Annotated in this window: 25 protein-coding genes; 6 read left to right on the top strand and 19 right to left on the bottom strand. The window is 68.2% G+C overall.

All coding sequences use genetic code 11. The features are described 5' to 3' along the window. Positions 1–92: 92 nt before the first annotated feature. From ptsP to DX03_RS14840, 13 genes are all read right to left on the bottom strand, one after another. Positions 93–1,862, bottom strand: a complete 1,770-nt coding sequence (ptsP, locus tag DX03_RS14900; protein ID WP_244880132.1) for a phosphoenolpyruvate--protein phosphotransferase — start codon at positions 1,860–1,862, stop codon at positions 93–95. 2 nt (positions 1,863–1,864) lie between these two features. Further along, a complete protein-coding gene (locus tag DX03_RS14895) occupies positions 1,865–2,134 on the bottom strand; it encodes an HPr family phosphocarrier protein (protein ID WP_038689987.1) in 270 nt (89 codons plus the stop codon). Continuing rightward, complete coding sequence (locus DX03_RS14890; protein WP_038689985.1) at positions 2,127–2,519, bottom strand: PTS sugar transporter subunit IIA; 393 nt, start codon at positions 2,517–2,519, stop codon at positions 2,127–2,129. The genes DX03_RS14895 and DX03_RS14890 overlap by 8 nt, the downstream gene beginning before the upstream one ends. 192 nt (positions 2,520–2,711) lie before the next feature. Continuing rightward, entirely contained in the window at positions 2,712–3,602 is an 891-nt protein-coding gene (gene rapZ / locus DX03_RS14885; protein ID WP_038689983.1) for an RNase adapter RapZ, read from the bottom strand. Beyond that, a complete protein-coding gene (hprK, locus tag DX03_RS14880) occupies positions 3,599–4,549 on the bottom strand; it encodes an HPr(Ser) kinase/phosphatase (RefSeq protein WP_038689981.1) in 951 nt (316 codons plus the stop codon). Before hprK ends, rapZ begins: the two co-directional genes overlap by 4 nt. Continuing rightward, a complete protein-coding gene (locus DX03_RS14875; RefSeq protein WP_038689979.1) occupies positions 4,546–4,998 on the bottom strand; it encodes a PTS sugar transporter subunit IIA in 453 nt (150 codons plus the stop codon). The genes hprK and DX03_RS14875 overlap by 4 nt, the downstream gene beginning before the upstream one ends. A gap of 21 nt (positions 4,999–5,019) precedes the next feature. Then, positions 5,020–5,337 (bottom strand): ribosome hibernation-promoting factor, HPF/YfiA family, encoded by a 318-nt coding sequence (gene hpf, locus DX03_RS14870; protein WP_038689977.1) that lies wholly within the window; start codon positions 5,335–5,337, stop codon positions 5,020–5,022. A 55-nt stretch (positions 5,338–5,392) separates the two neighbouring features. Next, on the bottom strand, positions 5,393–6,790 hold the full coding sequence (locus tag DX03_RS14865; RefSeq protein WP_414715970.1) for an RNA polymerase factor sigma-54: 1,398 nt from the start codon (positions 6,788–6,790) through the stop codon (positions 5,393–5,395). An 83-nt stretch (positions 6,791–6,873) separates the two neighbouring features. Beyond that, complete coding sequence (lptB, locus tag DX03_RS14860) at positions 6,874–7,593, bottom strand: LPS export ABC transporter ATP-binding protein (protein ID WP_038689973.1); 720 nt, start codon at positions 7,591–7,593, stop codon at positions 6,874–6,876. After that, positions 7,593–8,147 carry a lipopolysaccharide transport periplasmic protein LptA gene (gene lptA / locus DX03_RS14855; protein ID WP_038689971.1) on the bottom strand — a complete coding sequence of 185 codons (555 nt, stop codon included), beginning with the start codon at positions 8,145–8,147 and terminating at the stop codon, positions 7,593–7,595. The genes lptB and lptA overlap by 1 nt, the downstream gene beginning before the upstream one ends. A gap of 144 nt (positions 8,148–8,291) precedes the next feature. After that, positions 8,292–8,852, bottom strand: a complete 561-nt coding sequence (lptC, locus tag DX03_RS14850; protein WP_038689969.1) for an LPS export ABC transporter periplasmic protein LptC — start codon at positions 8,850–8,852, stop codon at positions 8,292–8,294. Beyond that, positions 8,849–9,397, bottom strand: a complete 549-nt coding sequence (locus DX03_RS14845) for a KdsC family phosphatase (protein WP_038689968.1) — start codon at positions 9,395–9,397, stop codon at positions 8,849–8,851. The genes lptC and DX03_RS14845 overlap by 4 nt, the downstream gene beginning before the upstream one ends. Positions 9,398–9,442: 45 nt before the next feature. Continuing rightward, entirely contained in the window at positions 9,443–10,444 is a 1,002-nt protein-coding gene (locus DX03_RS14840) for a KpsF/GutQ family sugar-phosphate isomerase (protein WP_038689966.1), read from the bottom strand. Positions 10,445–10,497: 53 nt separating this feature from the next. Here DX03_RS14840 and DX03_RS14835 point away from each other — a divergent pair, with 53 nt between their 5' ends. From DX03_RS14835 to DX03_RS14825, 3 genes are all read left to right on the top strand, one after another. Beyond that, the gene (locus DX03_RS14835) at positions 10,498–10,728 is read left to right on the top strand and encodes a BolA family protein (RefSeq protein ID WP_038689964.1); all 231 of its coding nucleotides are present in this window, start codon (positions 10,498–10,500) and stop codon (positions 10,726–10,728) included. A 61-nt stretch (positions 10,729–10,789) separates the two neighbouring features. Continuing rightward, a complete protein-coding gene (gene murA / locus DX03_RS14830; RefSeq protein WP_038689962.1) occupies positions 10,790–12,067 on the top strand; it encodes a UDP-N-acetylglucosamine 1-carboxyvinyltransferase in 1,278 nt (425 codons plus the stop codon). Beyond that, entirely contained in the window at positions 12,064–12,375 is a 312-nt protein-coding gene (locus DX03_RS14825; RefSeq protein ID WP_038689960.1) for a hypothetical protein, read from the top strand. Before murA ends, DX03_RS14825 begins: the two co-directional genes overlap by 4 nt. 291 nt (positions 12,376–12,666) lie before the next feature. Here DX03_RS14825 and DX03_RS14820 read toward each other — a convergent pair whose 3' ends face one another. The 6 genes from DX03_RS14820 to purM form a co-directional block, all read right to left on the bottom strand. Continuing rightward, positions 12,667–13,350, bottom strand: coding sequence for a DUF3108 domain-containing protein (locus DX03_RS14820; protein ID WP_038689958.1), 684 nt, complete (start codon positions 13,348–13,350; stop codon positions 12,667–12,669). A 3-nt stretch (positions 13,351–13,353) separates the two neighbouring features. Next, positions 13,354–14,148, bottom strand: coding sequence for a DUF3108 domain-containing protein (locus DX03_RS14815; RefSeq protein ID WP_038689956.1), 795 nt, complete (start codon positions 14,146–14,148; stop codon positions 13,354–13,356). A 67-nt stretch (positions 14,149–14,215) separates the two neighbouring features. Then, positions 14,216–14,875 carry a phosphoribosylglycinamide formyltransferase gene (purN, locus tag DX03_RS14810; RefSeq protein ID WP_038689954.1) on the bottom strand — a complete coding sequence of 220 codons (660 nt, stop codon included), beginning with the start codon at positions 14,873–14,875 and terminating at the stop codon, positions 14,216–14,218. Next, positions 14,872–15,513, bottom strand: coding sequence for a DUF2238 domain-containing protein (locus DX03_RS14805; RefSeq protein ID WP_038689952.1), 642 nt, complete (start codon positions 15,511–15,513; stop codon positions 14,872–14,874). Before DX03_RS14805 ends, purN begins: the two co-directional genes overlap by 4 nt. Before the next feature lie 17 nt (positions 15,514–15,530). Further along, complete coding sequence (locus DX03_RS14800) at positions 15,531–16,022, bottom strand: hypothetical protein (protein WP_038689950.1); 492 nt, start codon at positions 16,020–16,022, stop codon at positions 15,531–15,533. 20 nt (positions 16,023–16,042) lie between these two features. After that, complete coding sequence (gene purM, locus DX03_RS14795) at positions 16,043–17,098, bottom strand: phosphoribosylformylglycinamidine cyclo-ligase (protein WP_038689948.1); 1,056 nt, start codon at positions 17,096–17,098, stop codon at positions 16,043–16,045. A 108-nt stretch (positions 17,099–17,206) separates the two neighbouring features. Between purM and DX03_RS14790 the strand changes: the two genes are divergently transcribed. The 3 genes from DX03_RS14790 to hda are packed head-to-tail and all read left to right on the top strand — an operon-like array spanning position 17,207 to position 20,204. Beyond that, a complete protein-coding gene (locus DX03_RS14790) occupies positions 17,207–18,328 on the top strand; it encodes a DUF2066 domain-containing protein (protein WP_181406134.1) in 1,122 nt (373 codons plus the stop codon). Then, a complete protein-coding gene (locus DX03_RS14785; protein WP_038689945.1) occupies positions 18,325–19,497 on the top strand; it encodes an AI-2E family transporter in 1,173 nt (390 codons plus the stop codon). The genes DX03_RS14790 and DX03_RS14785 overlap by 4 nt, the downstream gene beginning before the upstream one ends. Continuing rightward, the gene (gene hda, locus DX03_RS14780) at positions 19,494–20,204 is read left to right on the top strand and encodes a DnaA regulatory inactivator Hda (protein WP_038689943.1); all 711 of its coding nucleotides are present in this window, start codon (positions 19,494–19,496) and stop codon (positions 20,202–20,204) included. The genes DX03_RS14785 and hda overlap by 4 nt, the downstream gene beginning before the upstream one ends. Positions 20,205–20,380: the final 176 nt, after the last annotated feature.

The following is a 20,380-nucleotide window of genomic DNA, read 5'->3' as shown; positions in this document are numbered from 1 at the left end:
ACGCGCGCATTCAACGACGGTAGTGCCGGCCGCTGGCCGGCAACCACGCATGCCGATCCGAAGGTTCATGCGGAGCCGGCCAGCGGCCGGCACTACCGGGCTTTTTCGATCCAGCGTTCAATGCCGCGGCGGTCGCGCGCCTGCATCAGCTTCGGCGCCATCGCCTGCAGCACGGACAGGTCGCTGTCGCGGATCGCGCGGCGCACTTCCAGCAGCGTGCCCGGGTGCAGGCTGAACTCGGTGAGGCCCAGGGCCAGCAGCAGCGGGGTCATGCGCGGGTCGCCGGCGATCTCGCCGCACACCGCCACCGGGATGTCGTAGGCCTGGCCGGTGCGCAGGATATGCGCCAGCAGGCGCACCACCGCCGGATGCAACGGCGAGTACAGCTCGGTCACCGCTTCGTTGTTGCGATCGGCCGCCAGCAGGTACTGCACCAGGTCGTTGGTGCCGATCGACAGGAAGTCGACCAGGTCGATGAAGCTCTCCAGCGCGATCGCCGCGGCGGGCACTTCGATCATCGCGCCGAAGGGAATGTGCTCGGCCACTTCATGGCCTTCGGCGCGCAGCAGCTCGGCCTGCTTGGCCAGGCGCCGGCGCACCGCAAGGATTTCCTCGCGGGTGCTGACCATCGGAATCAGGATGCGCAGCTTGCCGTAGGCCGAGGCACGCAGGATCGCGCGCAACTGGGTGTCGGCCACTTTGGGCCGGGCCAGCGACAGGCGTACGCCACGCAGGCCCAGCGCCGGGTTTTCCTCGTTGCTCAGGGTCAGCCCGGTGCGGTCGGCCTTGTCCGCGCCCAGGTCCAGGGTACGGATGGTTACCGGCCGCCCGCTCATGCCGAGGGCGGCATCGCGGTAGGTTTCAAACTGTTCCTGTTCGTCGGGCAGCTCGTTGCGCTGCAGGAACAGGAATTCGGTGCGGTACAGACCCAGCCCGTGTGCGCCCAGCGCATGGGCCTGGGTGACGTCTTCGCTGGATTCGGCGTTGGCCAGCAGCGCGATGTCGACGTTGTCGCGGGTGCGGGTCGGCTTGGTGCGCAGGCGGCCGAGTTCGCGCTGTTCGCGCGCGTGCTCGCGCAGGCGCACGCGGTAGTCGCGCAGGTCCGGGGCCTGCGGGTTGATGGTGACCGTGCCGTCGCTGCCATCCATGATCAGCACGTCGCCGTCGGCGACCTTCTGCAGCACGTTGGGGACGTTGACGATCAGCGGCAGGTGCAGGCTGCGGGCCAGGATCGCGCTGTGCGACAGCGCACTGCCGCCGGCGGTGACGATGCCGACCACACCGTGCGCCTGCAGCTGGGCCAGCTCGGATGGGGCAATGTTGTCGCAGACCAGTATTTCGCCGGCCATGCCTTTGACGTCCGGCGGGCGCTTCTGCAGGAAGGCATGGATGCGGCCGATCACATGGTCCAGGTCGTCCATGCGGCTCTTCAGGTAGGCATCGTCCATGCCGTCGAAGACCTTGGCCAGGCGGTCGCGCTGCACCCGCAGCGCATACCCGGCGCTGTAGGGGCCGCTGCGGATCAGCTCATCCAGCCCGAACAGCAGCTCCGGGTCGTCCAGCAGCAGTGCGTGCAGGTCGAGGAATTCGCCGACTTCCTTGTTCAGGGCACCCTGCAGGCGCTGGCGCAGGTCGTGCATTTCCGCACGCGCCGCGTCCACGGCCTGGTGCAGGCGCTGCAGTTCGGCCTCCACCTTGGCCGGGGGGATGCGCTGCTCGGCCACTTCCAGCGCGTGCGGCAGCCGCACCCGGGCGCGGCCGAGCGCATTGCCACGCGAGGCACCGTGCCCGGTCAACAGCAGCGCGCCGGACGCCGTCCGGCTGGCGGCGGTCGATCCCGGTCGCGACGGCTGCCCCGGCATGGTCAGTTGTCCTCGTCGAAGCGCCGCTCGAACAGGCCCACCACCGCGTCCATCGCGGCGGCTTCGTCTTCGCCGTCGATGCGCACGGTGACCGGGGTGCCCTGGCCGGCGGCCAGCAGCATGACGCCCATGATGCTCTTGGCGTTGATCTCACGGCCCTTGGCGGCCATGGTCACGTTGCAGCGGAAAGGGGCCAGCTCCTGCACCAGCTTTGCAGTGGCGCGGGCGTGCAGGCCCAGGCGGTTGGATACGGTGAGTTCACGTTCAAGCATCGTCGACAATCGCTCCATTGCGAGTGCCTGCCGCGGCAGTGGCAGGCAGTTGATCCAGTCCCTGTTCCGGATAATTCATCACCCGCAACAACATCGGCAGGCTAAGCGCCGAAACCCGGCGAGCCGGGGTGCCCAGACGAGCCAGTTGCCCGGCCAGATTGCTGGGGCTGGCGCCGTACAGGTCGGTCAGGATCAGCACGCCCTGGCCACTGTCCACCCGGCGCAAGGCGGCCGAGGCGAGTGGGAGCAGGACGTCCAGGTCTGCGTCGAACGGTACTTCGAAAGCTTCGGTCTTCAGCGGCAGGTGCCGCAGCAGCCGGGTCGCCACATCCAACAGGGACGTGCCGACGCCGGGGTGTGTTACGAGGAGAATGCCACAGGTCATCCCCGAACGTTAACAGGTCAACATGAATTGGGGGTAGGGGTAGGCTGCACGCGGCCCATCCCGGGTAGCACCCGACCGTTGGTCGGGTGACATTTCAAAGTGCTCCAGTGGCCGCAAAAAAAGCGCCTCCGCGCGCACAGCACCCAATCCAACGACATTTCTGTGTTCCAAATCGGGTGCCCAGGCACGCCGTCAATCCAGTTCCCGGTGGAAGGTGGCCACTTCCGGCCAGCCCTGCTCACGGGCGTGGCGGGCCATGCGTTCGGCCAGGTACACCGAGCGGTGCTTGCCGCCGGTGCAGCCGAAGGCCACGGTGACATAGCTGCGGGTGTCGTTGCCCAGCCGTGGCAGCCAGGTATCCAGGAAGTCGATCAGCTGGCCGGCATAGCGCTGCACGTCGGGCTGGGCGTCCAGGTACTCGCGCACGGGGCGCTCGCGCCCGGACATCGGGCGCAGTTCGGGGTCCCAATGCGGGTTGGGCAGCACCCGGGCGTCGAACACGAAGTCGGCTTCGGCCGGCACGCCGCGCTTGTAGGCGAACGATTCGAACAGCAGCGACAGCTTGCTGCCATGGTTCAGCGCGAACTCGGTGACCACCTTGCGGCGCAGCTGGTGCACGTTGAGGGTGGTGGTGTCGATCACCGCGTCGGCGGCGCGCCGCAGCGGGGCGGTCAGTTCGCGCTCGCGCGCGATCGCTTCGGGCAGCGACAGGCCCAGCTGGCTGAGCGGGTGGCGGCGACGGGTGTCGGCGTAGCGCTTGAGCAGGGTTTCGTCGGTGGCATCGAAGAACAGCAGCTGCGCGTCCAGGCCGGCCGCCAGCGCATCTTCGCGCCAGTGCGAGAGCTGGCTCAGGTCGCTCTGCCCGCGCACGTCGATGCCCACGGCCAGGCGGCGCGGTGCATCGGCATCATGGCCGGCCAGCAGGCTGCGCACGAAGTCCGGCAGCAGGTTGATCGGCAGGTTGTCCGAGCAGTAGTAATCGAGGTCTTCGAAGGTTTTCAGTGCGACCGTCTTGCCGGAACCAGACAGGCCACTGACGATGATCAGGGTGGCGGCGGTCGGGGCGGAGGCGGGGGTGTTCATGGCGTTCGGCGTTCCAACAGGTTGCTGTGGCGGGCGATGAACATCGCCGCAGGATCGATGCCCTTGGTGCGCAGGATGTGCAGCCGGGTGGCGGCTTCGGTCAGCACCGACAGGTTGCGCCCGGGCATCACCGGCAGGGTGATCAGCGGCACGTCCAGGTCCAGCACGTGGCGGGTGCCGGAATCGCCGGTCAGGCGCTCGTAACCATGCGGGGTGGGCTCGGTCATGGGCTTGGTCAGGTGCACGATCAGCCGAAGGTACTTGTTCTTCTTTACAGCGGTGTCACCGAACATCTCGCGGACGTTGAGCACGCCCAGGCCGCGCACTTCCAGCAGGTCCTGCAGCAGTTCCGGGCAGGTGCCGTCGAGCACGTCCGGGGCGATCTGGGTGAATTCCGGGGCGTCGTCGGCCACCAGCCGGTGCCCGCGGCTGAGCAGCTCCAGGGCCAGTTCGCTCTTGCCCGAGCCGGCTTCGCCGGTGATCAGCACGCCAATGGAGTAGATCTCCATGAACACGCCATGCAGGATCACCCGCGGCGCCAGCGTGCGCGCCAGGTGGTAGGACAGGTGGTTGAGCAGTTCGTGGCCGCGCTTGGGCGAGATCCACAGCGGGGTCTGCGATTCGTCGGCGGCCGCGCGCAGGTCTTCCGGGCAGGCCTGGTTGCGGGTGATCACCAGCGCCAGCGGGTGCGAATGCATGATCCGCTCGATGGTTTCCCAGCGCTGGCGCGAGTCCAGCGAGTCCAGCCAGGACAGCTCCTCGGTGCCCAGGATCTGCACCTTGTTGGGGTAGATCGCGTTGAGGTAGCCGGCCAGCGACGGCCGCCGCGAGACGGTGTTGCCCGCTTCCAGTTCGCGGCGCTCGCCCTGCTGCCCGGCCACCCAGCGCAGGGCCAGGCGGTCGCGCTGCTGTTCGAACAGCTCACGCGCGGTGATGCTGGTATTCATGCGGCACTCGCCGGCGGGGGAAATTCGATGACCTGGCGCAGTGCTTCGCCGTCGCGCGCTTCGCGCAGCGCCTGGCGGATGTCCGGCTCGGAAAACAACTCGGCCAGCTCTGACAGCAGCATCAGGTGTTGATGGGTGTAATGGGCCGGGACGGCAATGGCGAACACCAGGTCCACCGGTTCGTCGCCGCCGAATTCGACCGGGCGTTCCAGTCGCAGCAGGGCGCCGCGCGGGCGCTCCAGCAACGGCGCGCGACCGTGTGGAATGGCAATGCCGTGGCCGATCGCCGTGCTGCCCAGCTGCTCGCGCTGGCACAGGTTCTGGTAGATCAGGTCGGCATTGGCTTCGCGGCAGGCCAGCAGCCGGGCGGCGGCATGCAGGACGCTGTCGCGATCGGCGGCCGGCAACACTTGCGTGCGCACGGCCGCCAGGAGATCAGTCAAGGGCATGTCAGGGGAAGAACGAGGACGTCAGTCGTCATTGTCGCCCACTGGCAGCGGCGCGTGCTGCTGTTTTTTCTCCTTGTGCTTGATCACAAGGCGGTCCAGCTTGTCGGCCAGGATATCGATCGCGGCATACATGGTCTGACCGCCAGCCTCGGCGTGCAGGGTCTGGCCGGGGACGTTGGCACTGGCATCGACGTGGTGTTCGTTCTTGCGCAGCTCCAGGGTGACCCGCACCTCGCAGTGCTGGTCGAAGTGCTTGCCCAGGCGCTGCAGCTTGGTTTCCACGTACTCGTGCAGGGCCGGGGTGACTTCTACGTCTTTGCCAAACGTCTCGATGCGCATCGGGTTTCTCCTTTGTTCGGATGAGCCAATGAACCTTTCCGCCGGGCGCGGTGCGTCAGGCGATTCGTACCCGTTCGTGCGAGGCGGAAATGTTCATGGCCTCACGATACTTCGCCACGGTGCGCCGCGCTACCGGTATTCCCGAGGTCTTGAGCAGGTCAGCCAGCTTGGCGTCAGAAAGCGGCTTGCGCGGGTTCTCGTCGTCGATCAGGCGCCGGATCATGGCCTGGATGGCAGTGCTGGACGCTTCGCCGCCACTGTCGGTGTCGATGCCCGAGGCGAAGAAGCTGCGCAGTGCCAGGGTGCCGCGCGGGGTACGCACGTACTTGCGCGCGATCGCCCGGGAAATGGTCGATTCGTGCAGGCCCAGTTCGGCCGCCACCTCGCGCAGGGTGAGCGGGCGCAGCGCCTGTTCGCCGAACTCCAGGAACGCGGCCTGCTGCTGCAGCAGGCTGCGCATCACCCGCAGCAGGGTTTCCCCGCGTGCCTCCAGGCCCTTGAGCAGCCAGCGCGCTTCCTGCAGGTGCGCCCGCAGGTAGCCGGCGTCGGCCTCGCCGCAGCGGCGGATCATCTGTTCGTAGCCGCGGTGGATGACCACCTTGGGCCCGGCATGACTGGCCAGCGCCGCACGCCAGACGCCGTTCTGGCGCCAGACCACGCAGTCGGGCACCACGTAGCTGTCATGGGCCAGCTCGCCGATCTGGGTGCCCGGGCGCGGGTCCAGCGTGCGCAGCAGCTGCACGGCCACCTCCACCTCGGCCACCGGTTCCCGCAGTTCGTGCGCCAGCCCGGCCACGCCGCTGCGCGGCAGCCGCTCCAGCGGGCCATCGGCGATGCGCCGGGCCAGCGCCAGGCCCGGAGTGTCCGGGCACAGCACGTCCAGCTGCAGCCGCAGGCATTCGCCCAGGGTGCGCGCGCCGACCCCGATCGGGTCGAAGCGCTGGATCTGGTGCAGCACCGTGAGGATCTCGGCGTCATTGGCATGAATGGCCGGCAGCAGGGTCTCTGCGATGGCCGACAGAGGCTCGCGCAGGTAACCGTCGTCCTCGAACGCGTCGATGAGTGCGGCGCCGATGCTGCGATCGCGCGTGGACAGGTGCGACAGGTGCAGCTGCCAGAGCAGGTGGTCGACCAGGCTGTCGGTGTCGGCCACGCGCTCGGCGGCGCTGCCGTTGTCGTCATCGTCGAACGAGCCGCCGCTGTTGCCGCTGCTCCAGTCGCCTTCCCCCGGGGCCCAGTCTTCACTGGCCGAGGCCTGGTGCTCGCCGTCGCTGTGGGTGTCGGTGGGAGTGGGCGGGCGCTCGTCGTCGCTGGGCGCCACTTCCAGGGCGGGCTCGGCGTTCTCGGCCCAGTCCAGCAGGGGGTTGGTTTCCACCGCCTCGGCGATTTCCAGCTCCAGCTCGGCGCTGGACATCTGCAACAGCTTGATCGCCTGACGCAGCTGCGGCGTCATGACCAGTTGTTGTCCCAGCGATGTCTGCAGCCGTGCTTTCATGCCTGTGCCGAACGAAGGGAAGGCGCCGCAGCGGCCGGGCGTCAGAGCTTGAAGGTGTCCCCAAGGTAGACGCGACGGACATCGGCGTTGGCCAGAATCGCCTCTGGTGCCCCCTGCGCCAGTACGCTGCCTTCGTTGAGGATATACGCGCGGTCGCAGATTCCCAAGGTTTCCCGCACATTGTGGTCGGTGATCAGCACCCCGATGCCACGCTGCTTGAGGTGGGTGACGATGCGCTGGATCTCGCCGACCGAGATCGGGTCCACGCCGGCGAAGGGCTCATCGAGCAGGATCAGGCGCGGCCGGGCGGCCAGCGCGCGGGCGATTTCGCAGCGCCGGCGTTCACCGCCGGACAGGCTGGCGCCCAGTTGGTCGGCCACGTGGCCGATCTGCAGCTCGTCCAGCAGCGAATTCAGCTCGGCCTCGCGGCCGGCCTTGTCCAGGTCCTCGCGCAGCTCCAGCACCAGCCGGATGTTGTCGGCCACGGTCAGCTTTCGGAATACGGACGGTTCCTGCGGCAGGTAACCCACGCCCTGCTTGGCCCGGGTGTACATCGGGTCGCCGGTGATGTCCTTGCCGTCCAGCACGATGCTGCCGGCGTCGGTTTCGACCAGGCCGACGATCATGTAGAAGCAGGTGGTCTTGCCGGCACCGTTGGGGCCCAGCAGGCCCACCACTTCACCGGCTTCCAGGGTCAGACCGAAGTCCTTGACCACTTCGCGCTGCTTGTAGCGCTTGCGCAGGCCTTTGGCGACGAGCATTACTTCTTGCTCCCGGCAGTGGGGACGGTGGTCTTGGCGGCCGGCGTGGCCGCAGCGGGCGCCGCAGTCTTGTTCTTGGGCGGAATCACGGTGCGCACGCGGGTGCCGTCGCCGCCGCTGTTCATTTCGCCGGTGCGGGTGTTGTAGGTCATCTTCTGGCCGGCGTTGGTGCCGCGCGCGCTCTTGACGTGGTAGTTGCCGGTCATCACCAGCACCTCGGACTTGATGTCGTAGTCGATGCGGTCGGCGCTGGCGTCCATCCAGCTGCCGTCATCGAGCTGCTGCTTGAGCTTGGCCTGCTTGCCGGTGAACACCGCGCGCACCGCCTCGCCGTCCTTCATGTAGATCTCGGCGTCGGACGAGCGCAGGTCCAGCGTGCCCTGGGTGATCACCACGCCCTGGGACAGGGTGGTCTTGCCATCGCCGACCAGGGTGCCCGACTGGGCGCCGGCGTCGATGGTCATGTCCTGGTTGCGGTCGGTGGACTTCGCGCTGGCGGCGAAGGTGGGGACCAGAAGACTGATCGCGCAGGCGGCTGCAAATAGGATCTTCATGAAGGGAGTCTGTCCTGCCGGAGAAGGGGGCGCAGCCGAAAAGGCCACGGGGTAAGGGGGGCATTGGCCAGGCAGGCGCCTGGCCGGCGGGTGGGGCGGTGCAGCGGCGCCGGTCCAGGGGACGTCGCCTGCGGCTGCACCGGCTCAGCGTTGGGGCGTGTAGCGGCCCTTGGACTGGCTCAGGAAATGGTAAGTCTTGTTCTTGGAATCCAGCTCGAACCCCACGCCGGACTGGGTCATGCCCGGGCGGGTCATGGTCACCAGCGCATCGGTCTTGGCCCGGTTTTCCTTGGGGAACACATCCAGGTGGTCGGTACGGAAGGTGGTGGGCGGCACGTTGGCCACCTTGGGGCTGTCGCCACTGACGTTGCCGGCGAGCTTGAGCTGGTCGCCCTTGGCGCTGACCCAGCCGGTGTCGCTGCGCAGTTCCCAATGGTTGCCGTCCTGGTCGGGCAACAGGAACAGCGGGGTGGTGATGCTCATCGTTTCGTCGTTGCGCGACCGCTCCAGCAACGGCGCACGCAGGGTGGTGGATTCCTTGCCCTGCTCATCCAGCGCGATGATCTGGAAGTCGTGCAGCACGTAATCCTTGCTGCCGTCGTCGGTGGCCTGCGCGGCCGGCTTGTCGCGGTGACGCAGCAGCGACCAGCCGCTGAGCACGGCAGCCACCAGCAGCAGGCCCCCCAGGACGGTGCGCCAGTTCATGCGCCGAACCTCGCCAGTACCGCGTCCACGTGGCCCTGTGCGGCCAGCAGCACGTCGCACAGCTCGCGGGCGGCGCCACGGCCGCCATCGCTGCGGGTCTGCCAGTGCACGCGCTCGGCAATCCAGGGATGGGCATTGGCCGGTGCCACCGCCAAGCCTACCGCGCAGAGCGGGGCGAGGTCGGGCAGGTCGTCGCCCATGAAGGCGACCTGGTCCAGCCCGATGCCGTGGGTGGCGCACAGCGCGCGTACGCTGGCCAGCTTGTCGCCCACCGCGATCTGGGTGTCGATGCCCAGGTCCGCGCCGCGCTTCTGTGCCGACAGGCTGTTGCGCGCGGTGATCAACACCGGGTGGATGCCGTGTTGCTGCAGCAGTTTCAGGCCAAGTCCGTCCTGCACGTAATACGCCTTGCTCTCGTTGCCGTCACGGTCGTAGTAAAGCCGACCATCGGTGAGCGTGCCGTCCACGTCGAAACAGGCCAGCCGGATGCGGCCGGCAACGGCATGCAGGTGGGACGGGAAACCGGGCAACGGGGAATAGGGCATCGGCAGGGGGCAGGTCGTGGCTGAATGGAGGAAGGCAACTGTGGTTTAAACCACCCGCGCCCGCAACAGGTCATGAATGTTGAGCGCGCCGACCAGCTTTCCCTGGCCGTCCACCACCATCAGGCCGGTGATCTTGTGGGTCTCCATGAGCCGGGCGGCCTCGGCGGCCAACTGGTCGGCGCCGATGGTGCGCGGGTTGCGGGTCATCACCTCGGCGATCTTCGCGCTGCGCACGTCCAGCTCGGTGTCCAGCGCACGGCGCAGGTCGCCGTCGGTGAACAGGCCGATCAGGCGCTGGTCGGCGTCCACCACGGCGGTCATGCCCAGCCGCTTGCGGCTCATTTCCAGCAGGGCCTCGCTGAGGCTGGCGTCGGCGTCCACCTGCGGCAGCTCCTCGCCGCTGTGCATCACATCGGTGATGTGCAGCAGCAGGCGGCGGCCGAGGCTGCCGGCCGGGTGCGAGCGGGCGAAGTCGTCGGCGGTGAAGCCGCGTGCGTCCAGCAGGGCCACGGCCAGCGCATCGCCCATGGCCAGCGAGGCGGTGGTGCTGGAGGTGGGGGCCAGCGCCAGCGGGCAGGCCTCGGCGGGCACGCTGACGTCCAGGTGGACGTCGGCGGCCTGCGCCAGGCTGGACTGCGGGCGGCCGGTCATGGCAATCAGCCGGTTGCCCTGGCGCTTGAGCACCGGCAGCAGCATCAGCAGTTCGTCGGACTCGCCCGAGTAGGACAGGGCCAGCACCACGTCGTCTTCGGTGATCATGCCCAGGTCGCCGTGGCCGGCTTCACCGGGATGTACATAGAAGGCCGGGGTGCCGGTGGAGGCCAGGGTGGCGGCGATCTTGCGGGCCACGTGGCCGGACTTGCCCATGCCGGTGGCCACCACCCGGCCCTTGCCGTGCAGGACCAGCTGGCAGGCCTGGCTGAACGCATCGCCAAGCCGGTCGGCCACGGCGGCCAGGGCGTCGGCCTCGATCTGGAACACGCGGCGGCCGCTGGCGACCAGTGCCGCAGGGTCGGCCGGATGGGGGAGCAGGGGCGATACAGCCATGCGGGCGCCACGCGGAAGAGTAGAATGAGCGCTCATTTTATTAGGAAAGCCCGTTGGACGCCGAGACCATCCGCAATCTGATCGAAACCGGCCTGCCCGGCGCCCGCGCGGACGTGCAGGGCGACGATGGCGTTCACTTCGAGGCCACCGTGGTCTGCGACGCCTTTGCCGGCAAGCTGCCGCTGGCGCGCCACCGCATGGTCTATGCCACCCTGGGCGATCTGATGGGCGGGGCGATCCACGCGCTGGCGCTGAAGACGGTGACCCCGGGCGAAGCGGGTTAGTCCGCGGACCGATTAGATCAGCCGACCAACGGTCGGCTCTACCTCATTCAAAGTAGATTCCATGGCCAAGATTGTAGTGACCGGCGGCAAGCCGCTGCACGGTGAAGTGAACATTTCCGGCGCCAAGAACGCCGTCCTCCCCATCCTGTGCGCCACCCTGCTGGCCGACGCGCCGGTGGAAATCACCAACGTGCCGCACCTGCACGACGTGGTCACCACGGTGAAGCTGCTGGGCGAACTGGGGGCCAAGGTCACCATCGACCAGGGCACGCTGTCGCGCGGCAGCGCGATCGTGGTCGACCCGCGCCCGGTGAACCAGCACGTGGCCCCGTACGAGCTGGTGCGCACCATGCGCGCCTCGATCCTGGTGCTGGGCCCGCTGCTGGCCCGCTTCGGCGCGGCCGAAGTGTCGCTGCCCGGCGGCTGCGCCATCGGCTCGCGCCCGGTTGACCAGCACATCAAGGGCCTGCAGGCGCTGGGTGCGGAAATCACCGTCGAGAACGGCTTCATCAAGGCGCATGTCGCCACGCGCCTGAAGGGCGCGCACTTCACCTTCGACATGGTCAGCGTCACCGGCACCGAGAACGTGCTGATGGCCGCCGTGCTTGCCGAAGGCACCACCGTGCTGGACAACGCGGCGATGGAACCGGAAGTGACCGACCTGGCGCACTGCCTGATCGCACTGGGCGCGAAGATCGAAGGCCTGGGCACCGCCCGGCTGGTGATCGAAGGCGTGGAGAAGCTGTCCGGCGGGCGTCATGAAGTGCTGCCCGACCGCATCGAAACCGGCACCTTCCTGGTGGCCGCGGCGATGACCGGCGGCAAGGTCACGGTGAACCGCGCGCGTCCCAACACCATGGACGCGGTGCTGTCCAAGCTGGTGGAAGCCGGTGCGAAGATCGAGACCACCGAAGACAGCATCACCCTGGACATGGAAGGCAAGCGCCCGCGCGCGGTCAACCTGACCACCGCGCCGTACCCGGCGTTCCCGACCGACATGCAGGCGCAGTTCATGGCGCTCAACTGCGTGGCCGACGGCGTGGGCGTGATCAATGAAACGATCTTCGAAAACCGCTTCATGCACGTCAACGAACTGCTGCGCCTGGGCGCGGACATCCAGGTGGAAGGCCATACCGCGATCGTGCGCGGTGCCGAGCACCTGAGCGGTGCGCCGGTGATGGCCACCGACCTGCGCGCGTCGGCGTCGCTGATCCTGGCCGGTCTGATGGCCGACGGTGACACCACCATCGACCGCATCTACCACCTGGACCGTGGCTACGAGAACATCGAAGAGAAGCTGTCTTCGCTGGGCGCGACCATCCGGCGCGTGGCCGCATGATCCTGCGCGGCTCGTTCACCCGCCGCCGCAAGGCGCTGCTGGTGCTGATCCTTGTGGTGCTGGCGTGGCTGGGCTATGCCTGGTACGCCAACATCGCCATCACCCAGGGCATCGAGCAGCAGGACATGGACTGGAACGCCGACGGTACCGTCAGCCGCACCGAAGTGCTGCAGGCGTTCTATGCGGTGGGCGTGACCAACCAGCAGGAAGGCAACCGGCACTGCCGCACCTTCTACTGGCGCAGCAACGGCGAGCAGATCCGCGTGGACTGCAAGACGGTGTTCGGCGACGAGGCCAAGAAGGAATGAAAAAAAGCCCGCGCAAGCGGGCTTTTTTCTCTGTCCGGCGGCATGCTGCAATGGCGAAACGTCGTAATGACAACACGCCGTAATCGGTAGGTACCGACCGTTGGTCGGTACCCATGCAAGCAGCCGACCAACGGTCGGCTCTACCGCGGGAATGGCGGCATAGCGCAATGGCCACACGCTGCAATGGCGACGCGCCGCAATGGTGGCGACATGCCGCAATCGGTTGGTACCGACCGTTGGTCGGTGCGCGTGCAGGCAGCCGACCAACGGTCGGCTCTACCGCGCCCGCGCTTAATTCATGCCTTTGATCGTCAGGTCCAGCGCGTCCTTGCCGCCCTCACGCTGCAGCAGGCGGGCCGGTACCGGGAACTCCTTGACGATCCAGGCGATCAGTTCCTTGTTGCCGTCGGTGCGCGACACCTTGGTGGCGTCATACGACTTGCCGCCCACCGTGATCTTTTCCTGGCCGACCACCTTGTAGCTCATCGGCTTGATGCGGCCTTCGTCCACCATGCGGTAGTTCAGCGGCTTGCCGGCGGCCAGGTCGCGCGCGATCGCCAGGTTGATCAGCAGCGCGTCCATGTCACCGGTCTTCAGCGCCACCGGGCCACGGCGGTCGCCCTTGACGTCACCGGTCCAGGTGGCCTGGTTGCTGGACCAGTTGTAGGTGGCATCCACGTTGCGCTTCTTCACCAGCAGCACCGAACGGTCGTTGCTGCTGAGCGGGCGCAGGCGGCCGTTGGCCTCCTCGAACACGGTGCTCTGGCTGAGATCGGCCAGCTGGTTCTTCACGTTCAGGCTGTAGCGCCACTTGTTGCTGCCCTCGCTGGCCAGCGTCATCGTGCCGTTGGCCTGCATGCCCATGTAGCTGGCCAGGTAGTCAGCCTTGAACGGCTGCAGCGCCATGGCCGGCAGGCTGACCAGGGCCAGGGCACCAGCGGCGAGCCAGCTCAGGGGGCGGTTCATCAGGTTCATTGCTCAGACTCCTTGGTATTCGATCAGGCGAAGATCGATCCGATCTTCCCCATCTTCGCGTTGCAGGATGCGCACCGGCGTGGGAACACCGTTGGCGATCCAGAGGATGGTTTCGTCATTGCCGCCGTTGGTCCGGTGGACCCGCAGCGCGTTGTAGGACAGGTCGCCGACCTGCACGTTCTCGGTGTCGGCCGCCGCCTGGTAGTCGTGCTGGCGCACGCGGCCCACGTCGACATAGCGGTAGTGCATCTGGCTGCCGGGGCGGGCGTCGCGCATGATCGCCAGGTTGATCAGCAGCGCGCTCTGGTCGCCGGGCTGCAGCGGAATCGGCTGGGTGCGTTCCTTCTTCAGGTCGCCCAGCCATTGCGCGGTGCCGGCCTGCCAGTTGTAGGTGCCACTTACCTTCTTGCCCAGGAACAGGCCCTTGCGCACGGTGGCCTGGCTGATCGGTACGTAGACCTCGCCCTGCTTCTCGAACACGGTGCTCTGTTCCAGGTTCAGGCCCAGCACGCTGGCAAAGCCGCGCCGGCCCACGACCTGCATGTCCACCCGCCACTGCGCGCCGCCGGTGTGGGTCACCTTCATGGTGGCGTCGCCCGCATCCTTGCCCTTGTACAGGGCCTGGTAGGTGGCGGTGAACGGCTCCAGCGGCGGCGCTTCCCAGCTGATCGCCGGTACCGGCAACGGCGCGGCTGCCTGTTCCGGCGCGGCCGCAGGCGGTTCCTGTGCCTGTGCGATCGCCACGGTGCACAGCAGGGATGCAATCAGCAGCACTGGCTTGGACAGGGAGGTGTTCATGCGGGCACGGGAGAGGGGGAAGGGGGAGGATGCCAGCGTCCGGATCAGCAGCGCGTGTGCGCGCCGCTCACCTGTTCAGCTTACCGGCGGAATCTAGGCGCAAGGGGCTAAACAGGGGGTGACCGTCGACCACCAGCTGTCCGTGCCGTTCAGCCACGCGGCCGGACACCAGCCACTGCAGGCTGGCAATCAGCAGCGGGTGTTCCACCGCCAGCACCCGCTGGGCCAGTGTTTCGGGGGTGTCGCTGGCCAGTACCGGCACCCGCGCCTGCGCCAGCACGGTGCCGGCATCCAGTTCGGGCACCACGAAGTGCACGCTGGCGCCATGCGCGACGTCACCGGCTTCCAGTGCGCGGGCGTGCGTGTGCAGACCCTTGTACAGCGGCAGCAGCGACGGATGGATGTTGACCAGCCGGCCGTCGAAACGCTCGACGAAGGCCTGGCCCAGGATGCGCATGTAGCCGGCGCAGACCACCCAGTCCGGGGCGAACCCGGCCAGTGCGTCGCCCAGTGCGGTATCGAAGGCGGCGCGGTCGGCGAAGTCCTTCGGCGACCGCGCCCAGCGCTGTTCGGCAGCAACCTGCTGCAGGGCGGGCGCATCGGGTTTGTCCGACAGCACCGCCACGACCTGCGCATCGAGCTGGCCGGCCGCGATGGCTGCGGTGATCGCCTGCAGGTTGCTGCCGCGGCCGGACGCGAGCACCGCCAGGCGTGCCGGTGCGCTCATCGCTGCACGCTCCGCTGCGCCATCGGCCAGACCAGCAGGCTGCCCAGCGTGGCCAGCAGCATGTCGGCGTGCGCGTCCCACATATCGCCCTGCTGGCCGTTGTAGGCCTCGGCCGCTTCGGGCGACAGCAGCAGCGCAATGCCCCATTCCAGCCATTCGTAGGCCAGGCTGGAACACATCACCACCATCACCGCCAGGGTGAAGGCCTGGCCGATGCGCAGCGCCGGCCACGCATGGCGCGCCAGTTGCAGCAGCGCCGGGGTGAAGCAGACGCCGTACAGGAAATGGATGAGCCGGTCGAAGTGGTTGCGCTGCCAGCCGAAGGCGGCGTTCGGCGACCAGTGCAGCGCCGCCTGCAGCCACGCGTCGTAGGGCACGTTGGAATACAGCCAGCGCGCGGCGATGCAGTGGATGGCGATGAAGCCGCAGATCGCGGCGAACGCGCCGCTGCCCAGCCCCCAGCGGCGGTCGACCCGCCACAGCGCCACCAGACCGATCACGGTCAGCGAGCTGTGCAGGGTCTGCTCAAGCGGCCACAGCGGTTGGATCCAGCTGGCCGCGAACACCCCCAACACGGCGGCAAGGGCGAGCTTCTTGGCCATCGAAAACGGACGGGCACTGCGGCCACGGTGGTTCATGCGCGTCAGCCGGCAGGTCAGGGCGTGGAAGGGGGCGGGGTGGCGCCGTGCGCGAAGCGCTCACGCACCGAGGTGCGGGTCAGGGTGACCAGGGTGAACACGCCCAGGATGGTGCCTAGCGGCATGAACATGCAGCACACGCCGGCGGCGACCATGCACAGCGTGTGGCGCTGCTCGCGCGCCAGGCAGCGCCCGGCGTAGCCGACCAGTCCGGCCATGCCGAGCATGCCCACGAAGAACACCGCACCCAGGCCGGTGAACACCCAGCCCATCAGCTGGACCTCGCCCGGCGACGACGCCGTGCTGCTGTCCACCGGCATGGCCCCGCTGAGCACCGCGATGCCCAGCACCAGGTAGATCACCGGGAAAAAGGAAAACAGCGCGGTGAAGCCGGCCATTACGTAGTGCAGCACCGACAACAGGCGCAGCTGCGCCGCGTCATCCTGGCCGCCGCGCGGCGGTGCCATGGGCAACCGGGGCGGCAGCGGCGGTGGAGCGAGGGCATCCATGCGGGGCTCCATGGGCGCGATCAACCGATCTTGACGCGCTCGGCACCGTCGGCGACGGTCACCGTGCCGATGGTCCAGTGGTCCAGGCCCTGTGCGGTCACGGCAGCGGACACGGTCTCCACTTGGTCAGCGGCCACGATCAGCACGAAGCCGATGCCGCAGTTGAAGGTGCGCCACATCTCGCTGTCGGCCACCGCGCCTTCCTTCTGCAGCCACTGGAACACCGGCGGCAGGGTCCACGCGTTGGCCTGGATGTCCAGGCCCAGGCCATCGGGCACCACGCGGATGATGTTCTCGGTGAGGCCGCCACCGGTGATGTGGGCCATGCCGTGGATGGCCGCGCCATGTTCCTTCAGCAGCGCCAGGATCGGCTTGACGTACAGCCGGGTGGGGGCCATCAGCGCGTCGACCAGCTTGACCCCGCCGTCGAGCTCCAGGTCCGCCGGCTGGCCGGCGCGGTCGTAGATGCGGCGCACCAGCGAGTACCCGTTGGAGTGCGGGCCGGAGGAGGCGATGCCGATCAGCACGTCGCCGGCGGCCACGCTGGCGCCGTCCTTCAGTTCGCTCTTCTCGACCCCGGCCACGGTGAAACCGGCCAGGTCGTACTCGCCCGGGGCGTACATGTCGGGCATTTCGGCGGTTTCGCCGCCGATCAGCGCGCAGCCGGCCTCGGTGCAGCCGTTGGCGATGCCGCCCACGACCGCCGCGGCGGTGTCGATGTCCAGCTTGCCGGTGGCGAAGTAGTCCAGGAAGAACAGCGGCTCGGCGCCCTGCACCAGCACGTCGTTCACGCACATGGCCACCAGGTCGATGCCGATGGTGTCATGGCGGCCCAGCTGTTGTGCGAGCTTCAGCTTGGTGCCCACGCCGTCGGTGCCCGACACCAGCACCGGCTCGCGGTACTTGTTGGACAGGTCGAACAGCGCGCCGAAGCCCCCCAGCCCGCCCATCACTTCGGGGCGGAAGCTGCGCTTGACCAGCGGCTTGATGCGCTCGACCAGTGCATTGCCCGCGTCGATGTCGACACCGGCGTCGCGGTAGGTCAGGGGAGAGGGGTTGGACGGGGAGTTGGTCACGGGCGTCGGCGCTGCGCTGGGGTGAATCGGCGATTTTAACAGGCCACGTTGGCGCGCAGGCCCTATTCGGGCAACAATTCCCCCCGGATACGCTCAATGGAAGTCCTGATGCGCCGCAGCCTCTTTTTGATGATGCTCCTCACGCTATGCCTGCCGGTGGCCACGATGGCCCAGAGCGGCCTGCGTACCGAAGGCGACGTGGCCAGCGCCACGGGCGCCTATGAGGCCGAAGTGCCGGTCAACAGCCAGGCCGACGCCGACCGCAATGGCGCGTTGGCGCGCGCGCTGGGCAACGTGCTGGCCAAGCTGTCGGGCGACCGCAGCGTGATGGGCCGCCCGGGCGTGGCCCAGGCCCTGCGCGGGGCCAAGGATTACGTGGCCAGCTATGACTATCGGCAGGACCAGAGCACCTCGGCCAGCGGGGCGCCCAGTTTCCGCACCACCCTGGTGGCCCGTTTCCGCCAGGACGACGTGGATGGGCTGATTTCCGCGCTGGGGCTGCCGCTGTGGCCGCAGCCGCGGCCCAAGCCGGTGGTCTGGCTGGCCATCGACGATGGCAGCGGCCCGCGTCTGGTCAGCGTGCAGCAGGCCAACGCCGCCCGCCCGTTGCTGAACCGCGCCATCGAACGCGGTTACAAGCTGGGCCTGCCCGGTGGCAGCGCCGCCGAGCAGGCGGTGGTGGGCGCCATCTGGCGCCAGGACACCGCCGCGGTGGCCCGCGCCTCCTCGCGCTACGCCCCGCCGATGCAGCTGGTGGGCAAGCTGTACCGCGCCAACGGCGGCTGGGTGGCCGACTGGGTGTTCGTGGACGGTGGCAAGGAACTGAACAAGTGGACCACCAAGGACACCGACGCCCGCCGTGCCATGGCCAGCGGCGCCGACGGCACCGCCGACGCGCTGGTCCGGCGGTACGCCAAGGCCGGGGCCGCCACCGGCGCGGCCGGCAGCTACACCATCGTGGTGAGCGGGCTGGACAGTGCCGAGGACTACCTGCGCCTGGCCGCCGGCCTGCGTGAAAACCCGGTGGTGCGCAACATCACCCCGCTGCGCGCGTCGGGCAACCGCCTGGAGCTGTCGCTGGAGATGACCACCGGCCTGTCCGGCCTGAACCGCATGCTCGGCGACAACGGCGTGATCGTGCCGCTGGCCCCGCTGCCGGTGCCGGTCGACGGCGATGACGCCCCCGGTACCCCGCCGCCCCCGGCCAGCAACGAGTACCGACTGCGATGATCCTCACTCCCGAAGCCGAGATCGCGCAGTTCCTGCGCCGCCTCAAGTACGTTCTGGCGGCGCTGGCAGTGGGCTGGGTGATCTGGCTGCTGGGCCCGATCCTCACTCCGTTCGTGCTGGCCCTGGCGCTGGCCTGGCTGGGCGACCCGCTGGTCGACCGCATCGAGGCCACCGGCCGCTCGCGCAACACCGGCGTGGTGCTGGTGTTCGTGGCGATGATCCTGCTGATCACCGCCGCGCTGCTGATCCTGGTGCCGATGATCGAGCGCCAGATCGCCACGCTGGTGGCGGCCATCCCGCAGGCCCAGCAGTGGCTGATGCAGACCGGCATTCCGTGGTTCGAGCAGAAGACCGGGTTGGAGATCATGCAGTGGATGGACCCGGACCGGCTGATCGAGTGGGTACGCAGCCACTGGCAGCAGGCGGGCGGCTTCGCCAAGACCTTCTTCGGCTACGTGTCGCGCTCGGGCTTCACGATGGTGACCTGGGTGGTCAACATCCTGCTGCTGCCGATCCTGGCGTTCTACTTCCTGCGTGACTGGGACAAGCTGGTGGAGCGGGTGGCGTCGATGATCCCGCGCAACCACATCGGCACCATCACCAAGCTGGCCCGCGAGTCCGACGAGGTGCTGGGCGCGTTCATCCGCGGCCAGTTCCTGGTGATGATCGCGCTGGGCGTGGTGTATGCCGCCGGCCTGTCGCTGGTGGGGTTGAAGCTGGGCCTGTTGATCGGCCTGGTGGCCGGCCTGATCAGTTTCATTCCGTACCTGGGCGCCACCACTGGCATCGTGATGGCCATCGGTGCCGCGCTGGTGCAGGCGCAGGGCTTCGACCTGAAGCTGCTGATCCTGGTCGGCGTGGTGTTCACCGTGGGCCAGCTGCTGGAAAGCTACGTGCTCACCCCGCGCATCGTGGGCGACAAGATCGGCCTGCACCCGGTGGCGGTGATCTTCGCGGTGATGGCCGGTGGCCAGTTGTTCGGCTTCCTGGGCATGCTGCTGGCGCTGCCGGTGGCGGCGGTGAGCAACGTGCTGCTGCGCTATGCACACCAGCGTTACCGCCAGAGCGACCTGTATGCCGGCGAGAAGTCGGCGATCGTGCTGGATTCCTACATCGACACGCCCACCATCATCGTGGATACCTCACCGAAGGCGCCTGACTCGAAGTGAGCGTCGTTCCGCAGTTGCCGCTCGCCCTGCGCTACCCGCAGGACGAGCGACTGGAAACCTTCATCGGTGCACCGGATGGTGCGCTGGCGCAGCTGCGTGCGATCGCGTTGGGGGCCGCGCACGACTGGGTGTACCTGGAAGGCGCGGCCGGCACCGGCAAGACCCACCAGGCGCTGGCGATGTGCTCGCTGGCCGAACAGGCCGGCCGCCAACCCACCTACCTGCCGCTGAAGGCGGTGGTGGGGCGCACCCGCGCCGCGCTGGAATCGCTGGAAGGGCGCGACCTGGTCGCGCTGGATGGGCTGGATGCGGTGGCCGGGCAGCGCGAGGACGAGGTGGCGCTGTTCGATTTCCACAACCGCGCGCGCAGTGCCGGCATCACCCTGCTGTATACCGCCCAGCACGGTCCGGACCAGCTCGGCCTGGTGCTGCCGGACCTGCGCTCGCGCCTGCAGCAGTGCGTTCGCGTGCAGCTGCAGCCGCTGGATGACGAAGGCCGCGCGGCGGTGCTGCGCGAACGCGCGTTGCGCCGTGGCCTGGCCATCGACGAGGCGGCGATCGAATGGTTGCTGACCCGCACCGGCCGCGAACTGGGCAGCCTGGTCAGCCTGCTGGACTGGCTGGACCGCGAATCGCTGGCCGCACAGCGACGCATCACCGTGCCGTTCCTGCGGCAGGTCCTGGAAGACGGCCCGCACCGGTTGTAGAGCCGACCGTTGGTCGGCTGCTCTGGAGACGGGCCCCCACCATGTAGAGCCGACCGTTGGTCTGCTGCTCTGGAGACGGGCCCCCACCGTGTAGAGCCGACCGTTGGTCGGCTATCTGCCAGGCCCGAGCGGAGAGCAGCCGACCAACGGTCGGCTCTACCACCGGGTCGCCCAGG

Origin of the sequence: Stenotrophomonas rhizophila (assembly GCF_000661955.1) — a bacterium.
Classification (GTDB): Bacteria; Pseudomonadota; Gammaproteobacteria; order Xanthomonadales; family Xanthomonadaceae; genus Stenotrophomonas; species Stenotrophomonas rhizophila.
Note: the sequence above shows the minus strand (reverse complement) of the source record. Positions and strands in the feature narration are given on the sequence as shown.

What these genes read in the sequence shown, in the direction of transcription:
- ptsP (WP_244880132.1), bottom strand. Translation starts at nt 1,862, where the DNA reads ATGCCGGGGCAGCCGTCGCGACCGGGATCGACCGCCGCCAGCCGGACG.
- DX03_RS14895 (WP_038689987.1), bottom strand. Translation starts at nt 2,134, where the DNA reads ATGCTTGAACGTGAACTCACCGTATCCAACCGCCTGGGCCTGCACGCC.
- DX03_RS14890 (WP_038689985.1), bottom strand. Translation starts at nt 2,519, where the DNA reads ATGACCTGTGGCATTCTCCTCGTAACACACCCCGGCGTCGGCACGTCC.
- rapZ (WP_038689983.1), bottom strand. Translation starts at nt 3,602, where the DNA reads ATGAACACCCCCGCCTCCGCCCCGACCGCCGCCACCCTGATCATCGTC.
- hprK (WP_038689981.1), bottom strand. Translation starts at nt 4,549, where the DNA reads ATGAATACCAGCATCACCGCGCGTGAGCTGTTCGAACAGCAGCGCGAC.
- DX03_RS14875 (WP_038689979.1), bottom strand. Translation starts at nt 4,998, where the DNA reads ATGCCCTTGACTGATCTCCTGGCGGCCGTGCGCACGCAAGTGTTGCCG.
- hpf (WP_038689977.1), bottom strand. Translation starts at nt 5,337, where the DNA reads ATGCGCATCGAGACGTTTGGCAAAGACGTAGAAGTCACCCCGGCCCTG.
- DX03_RS14865 (WP_414715970.1), bottom strand. Translation starts at nt 6,790, where the DNA reads ATGACGCCGCAGCTGCGTCAGGCGATCAAGCTGTTGCAGATGTCCAGC.
- lptB (WP_038689973.1), bottom strand. Translation starts at nt 7,593, where the DNA reads ATGCTCGTCGCCAAAGGCCTGCGCAAGCGCTACAAGCAGCGCGAAGTG.
- lptA (WP_038689971.1), bottom strand. Translation starts at nt 8,147, where the DNA reads ATGAAGATCCTATTTGCAGCCGCCTGCGCGATCAGTCTTCTGGTCCCC.
- lptC (WP_038689969.1), bottom strand. Translation starts at nt 8,852, where the DNA reads ATGAACTGGCGCACCGTCCTGGGGGGCCTGCTGCTGGTGGCTGCCGTG.
- DX03_RS14845 (WP_038689968.1), bottom strand. Translation starts at nt 9,397, where the DNA reads ATGCCCTATTCCCCGTTGCCCGGTTTCCCGTCCCACCTGCATGCCGTT.
- DX03_RS14840 (WP_038689966.1), bottom strand. Translation starts at nt 10,444, where the DNA reads ATGGCTGTATCGCCCCTGCTCCCCCATCCGGCCGACCCTGCGGCACTG.
- murA (WP_038689962.1), top strand. Translation starts at nt 10,790, where the DNA reads ATGGCCAAGATTGTAGTGACCGGCGGCAAGCCGCTGCACGGTGAAGTG.
- DX03_RS14825 (WP_038689960.1), top strand. Translation starts at nt 12,064, where the DNA reads ATGATCCTGCGCGGCTCGTTCACCCGCCGCCGCAAGGCGCTGCTGGTG.
- DX03_RS14820 (WP_038689958.1), bottom strand. Translation starts at nt 13,350, where the DNA reads ATGAACCTGATGAACCGCCCCCTGAGCTGGCTCGCCGCTGGTGCCCTG.
- DX03_RS14815 (WP_038689956.1), bottom strand. Translation starts at nt 14,148, where the DNA reads ATGAACACCTCCCTGTCCAAGCCAGTGCTGCTGATTGCATCCCTGCTG.
- purN (WP_038689954.1), bottom strand. Translation starts at nt 14,875, where the DNA reads ATGAGCGCACCGGCACGCCTGGCGGTGCTCGCGTCCGGCCGCGGCAGC.
- DX03_RS14805 (WP_038689952.1), bottom strand. Translation starts at nt 15,513, where the DNA reads ATGAACCACCGTGGCCGCAGTGCCCGTCCGTTTTCGATGGCCAAGAAG.
- DX03_RS14800 (WP_038689950.1), bottom strand. Translation starts at nt 16,022, where the DNA reads ATGGATGCCCTCGCTCCACCGCCGCTGCCGCCCCGGTTGCCCATGGCA.
- DX03_RS14790 (WP_181406134.1), top strand. Translation starts at nt 17,207, where the DNA reads ATGCGCCGCAGCCTCTTTTTGATGATGCTCCTCACGCTATGCCTGCCG.
- DX03_RS14785 (WP_038689945.1), top strand. Translation starts at nt 18,325, where the DNA reads ATGATCCTCACTCCCGAAGCCGAGATCGCGCAGTTCCTGCGCCGCCTC.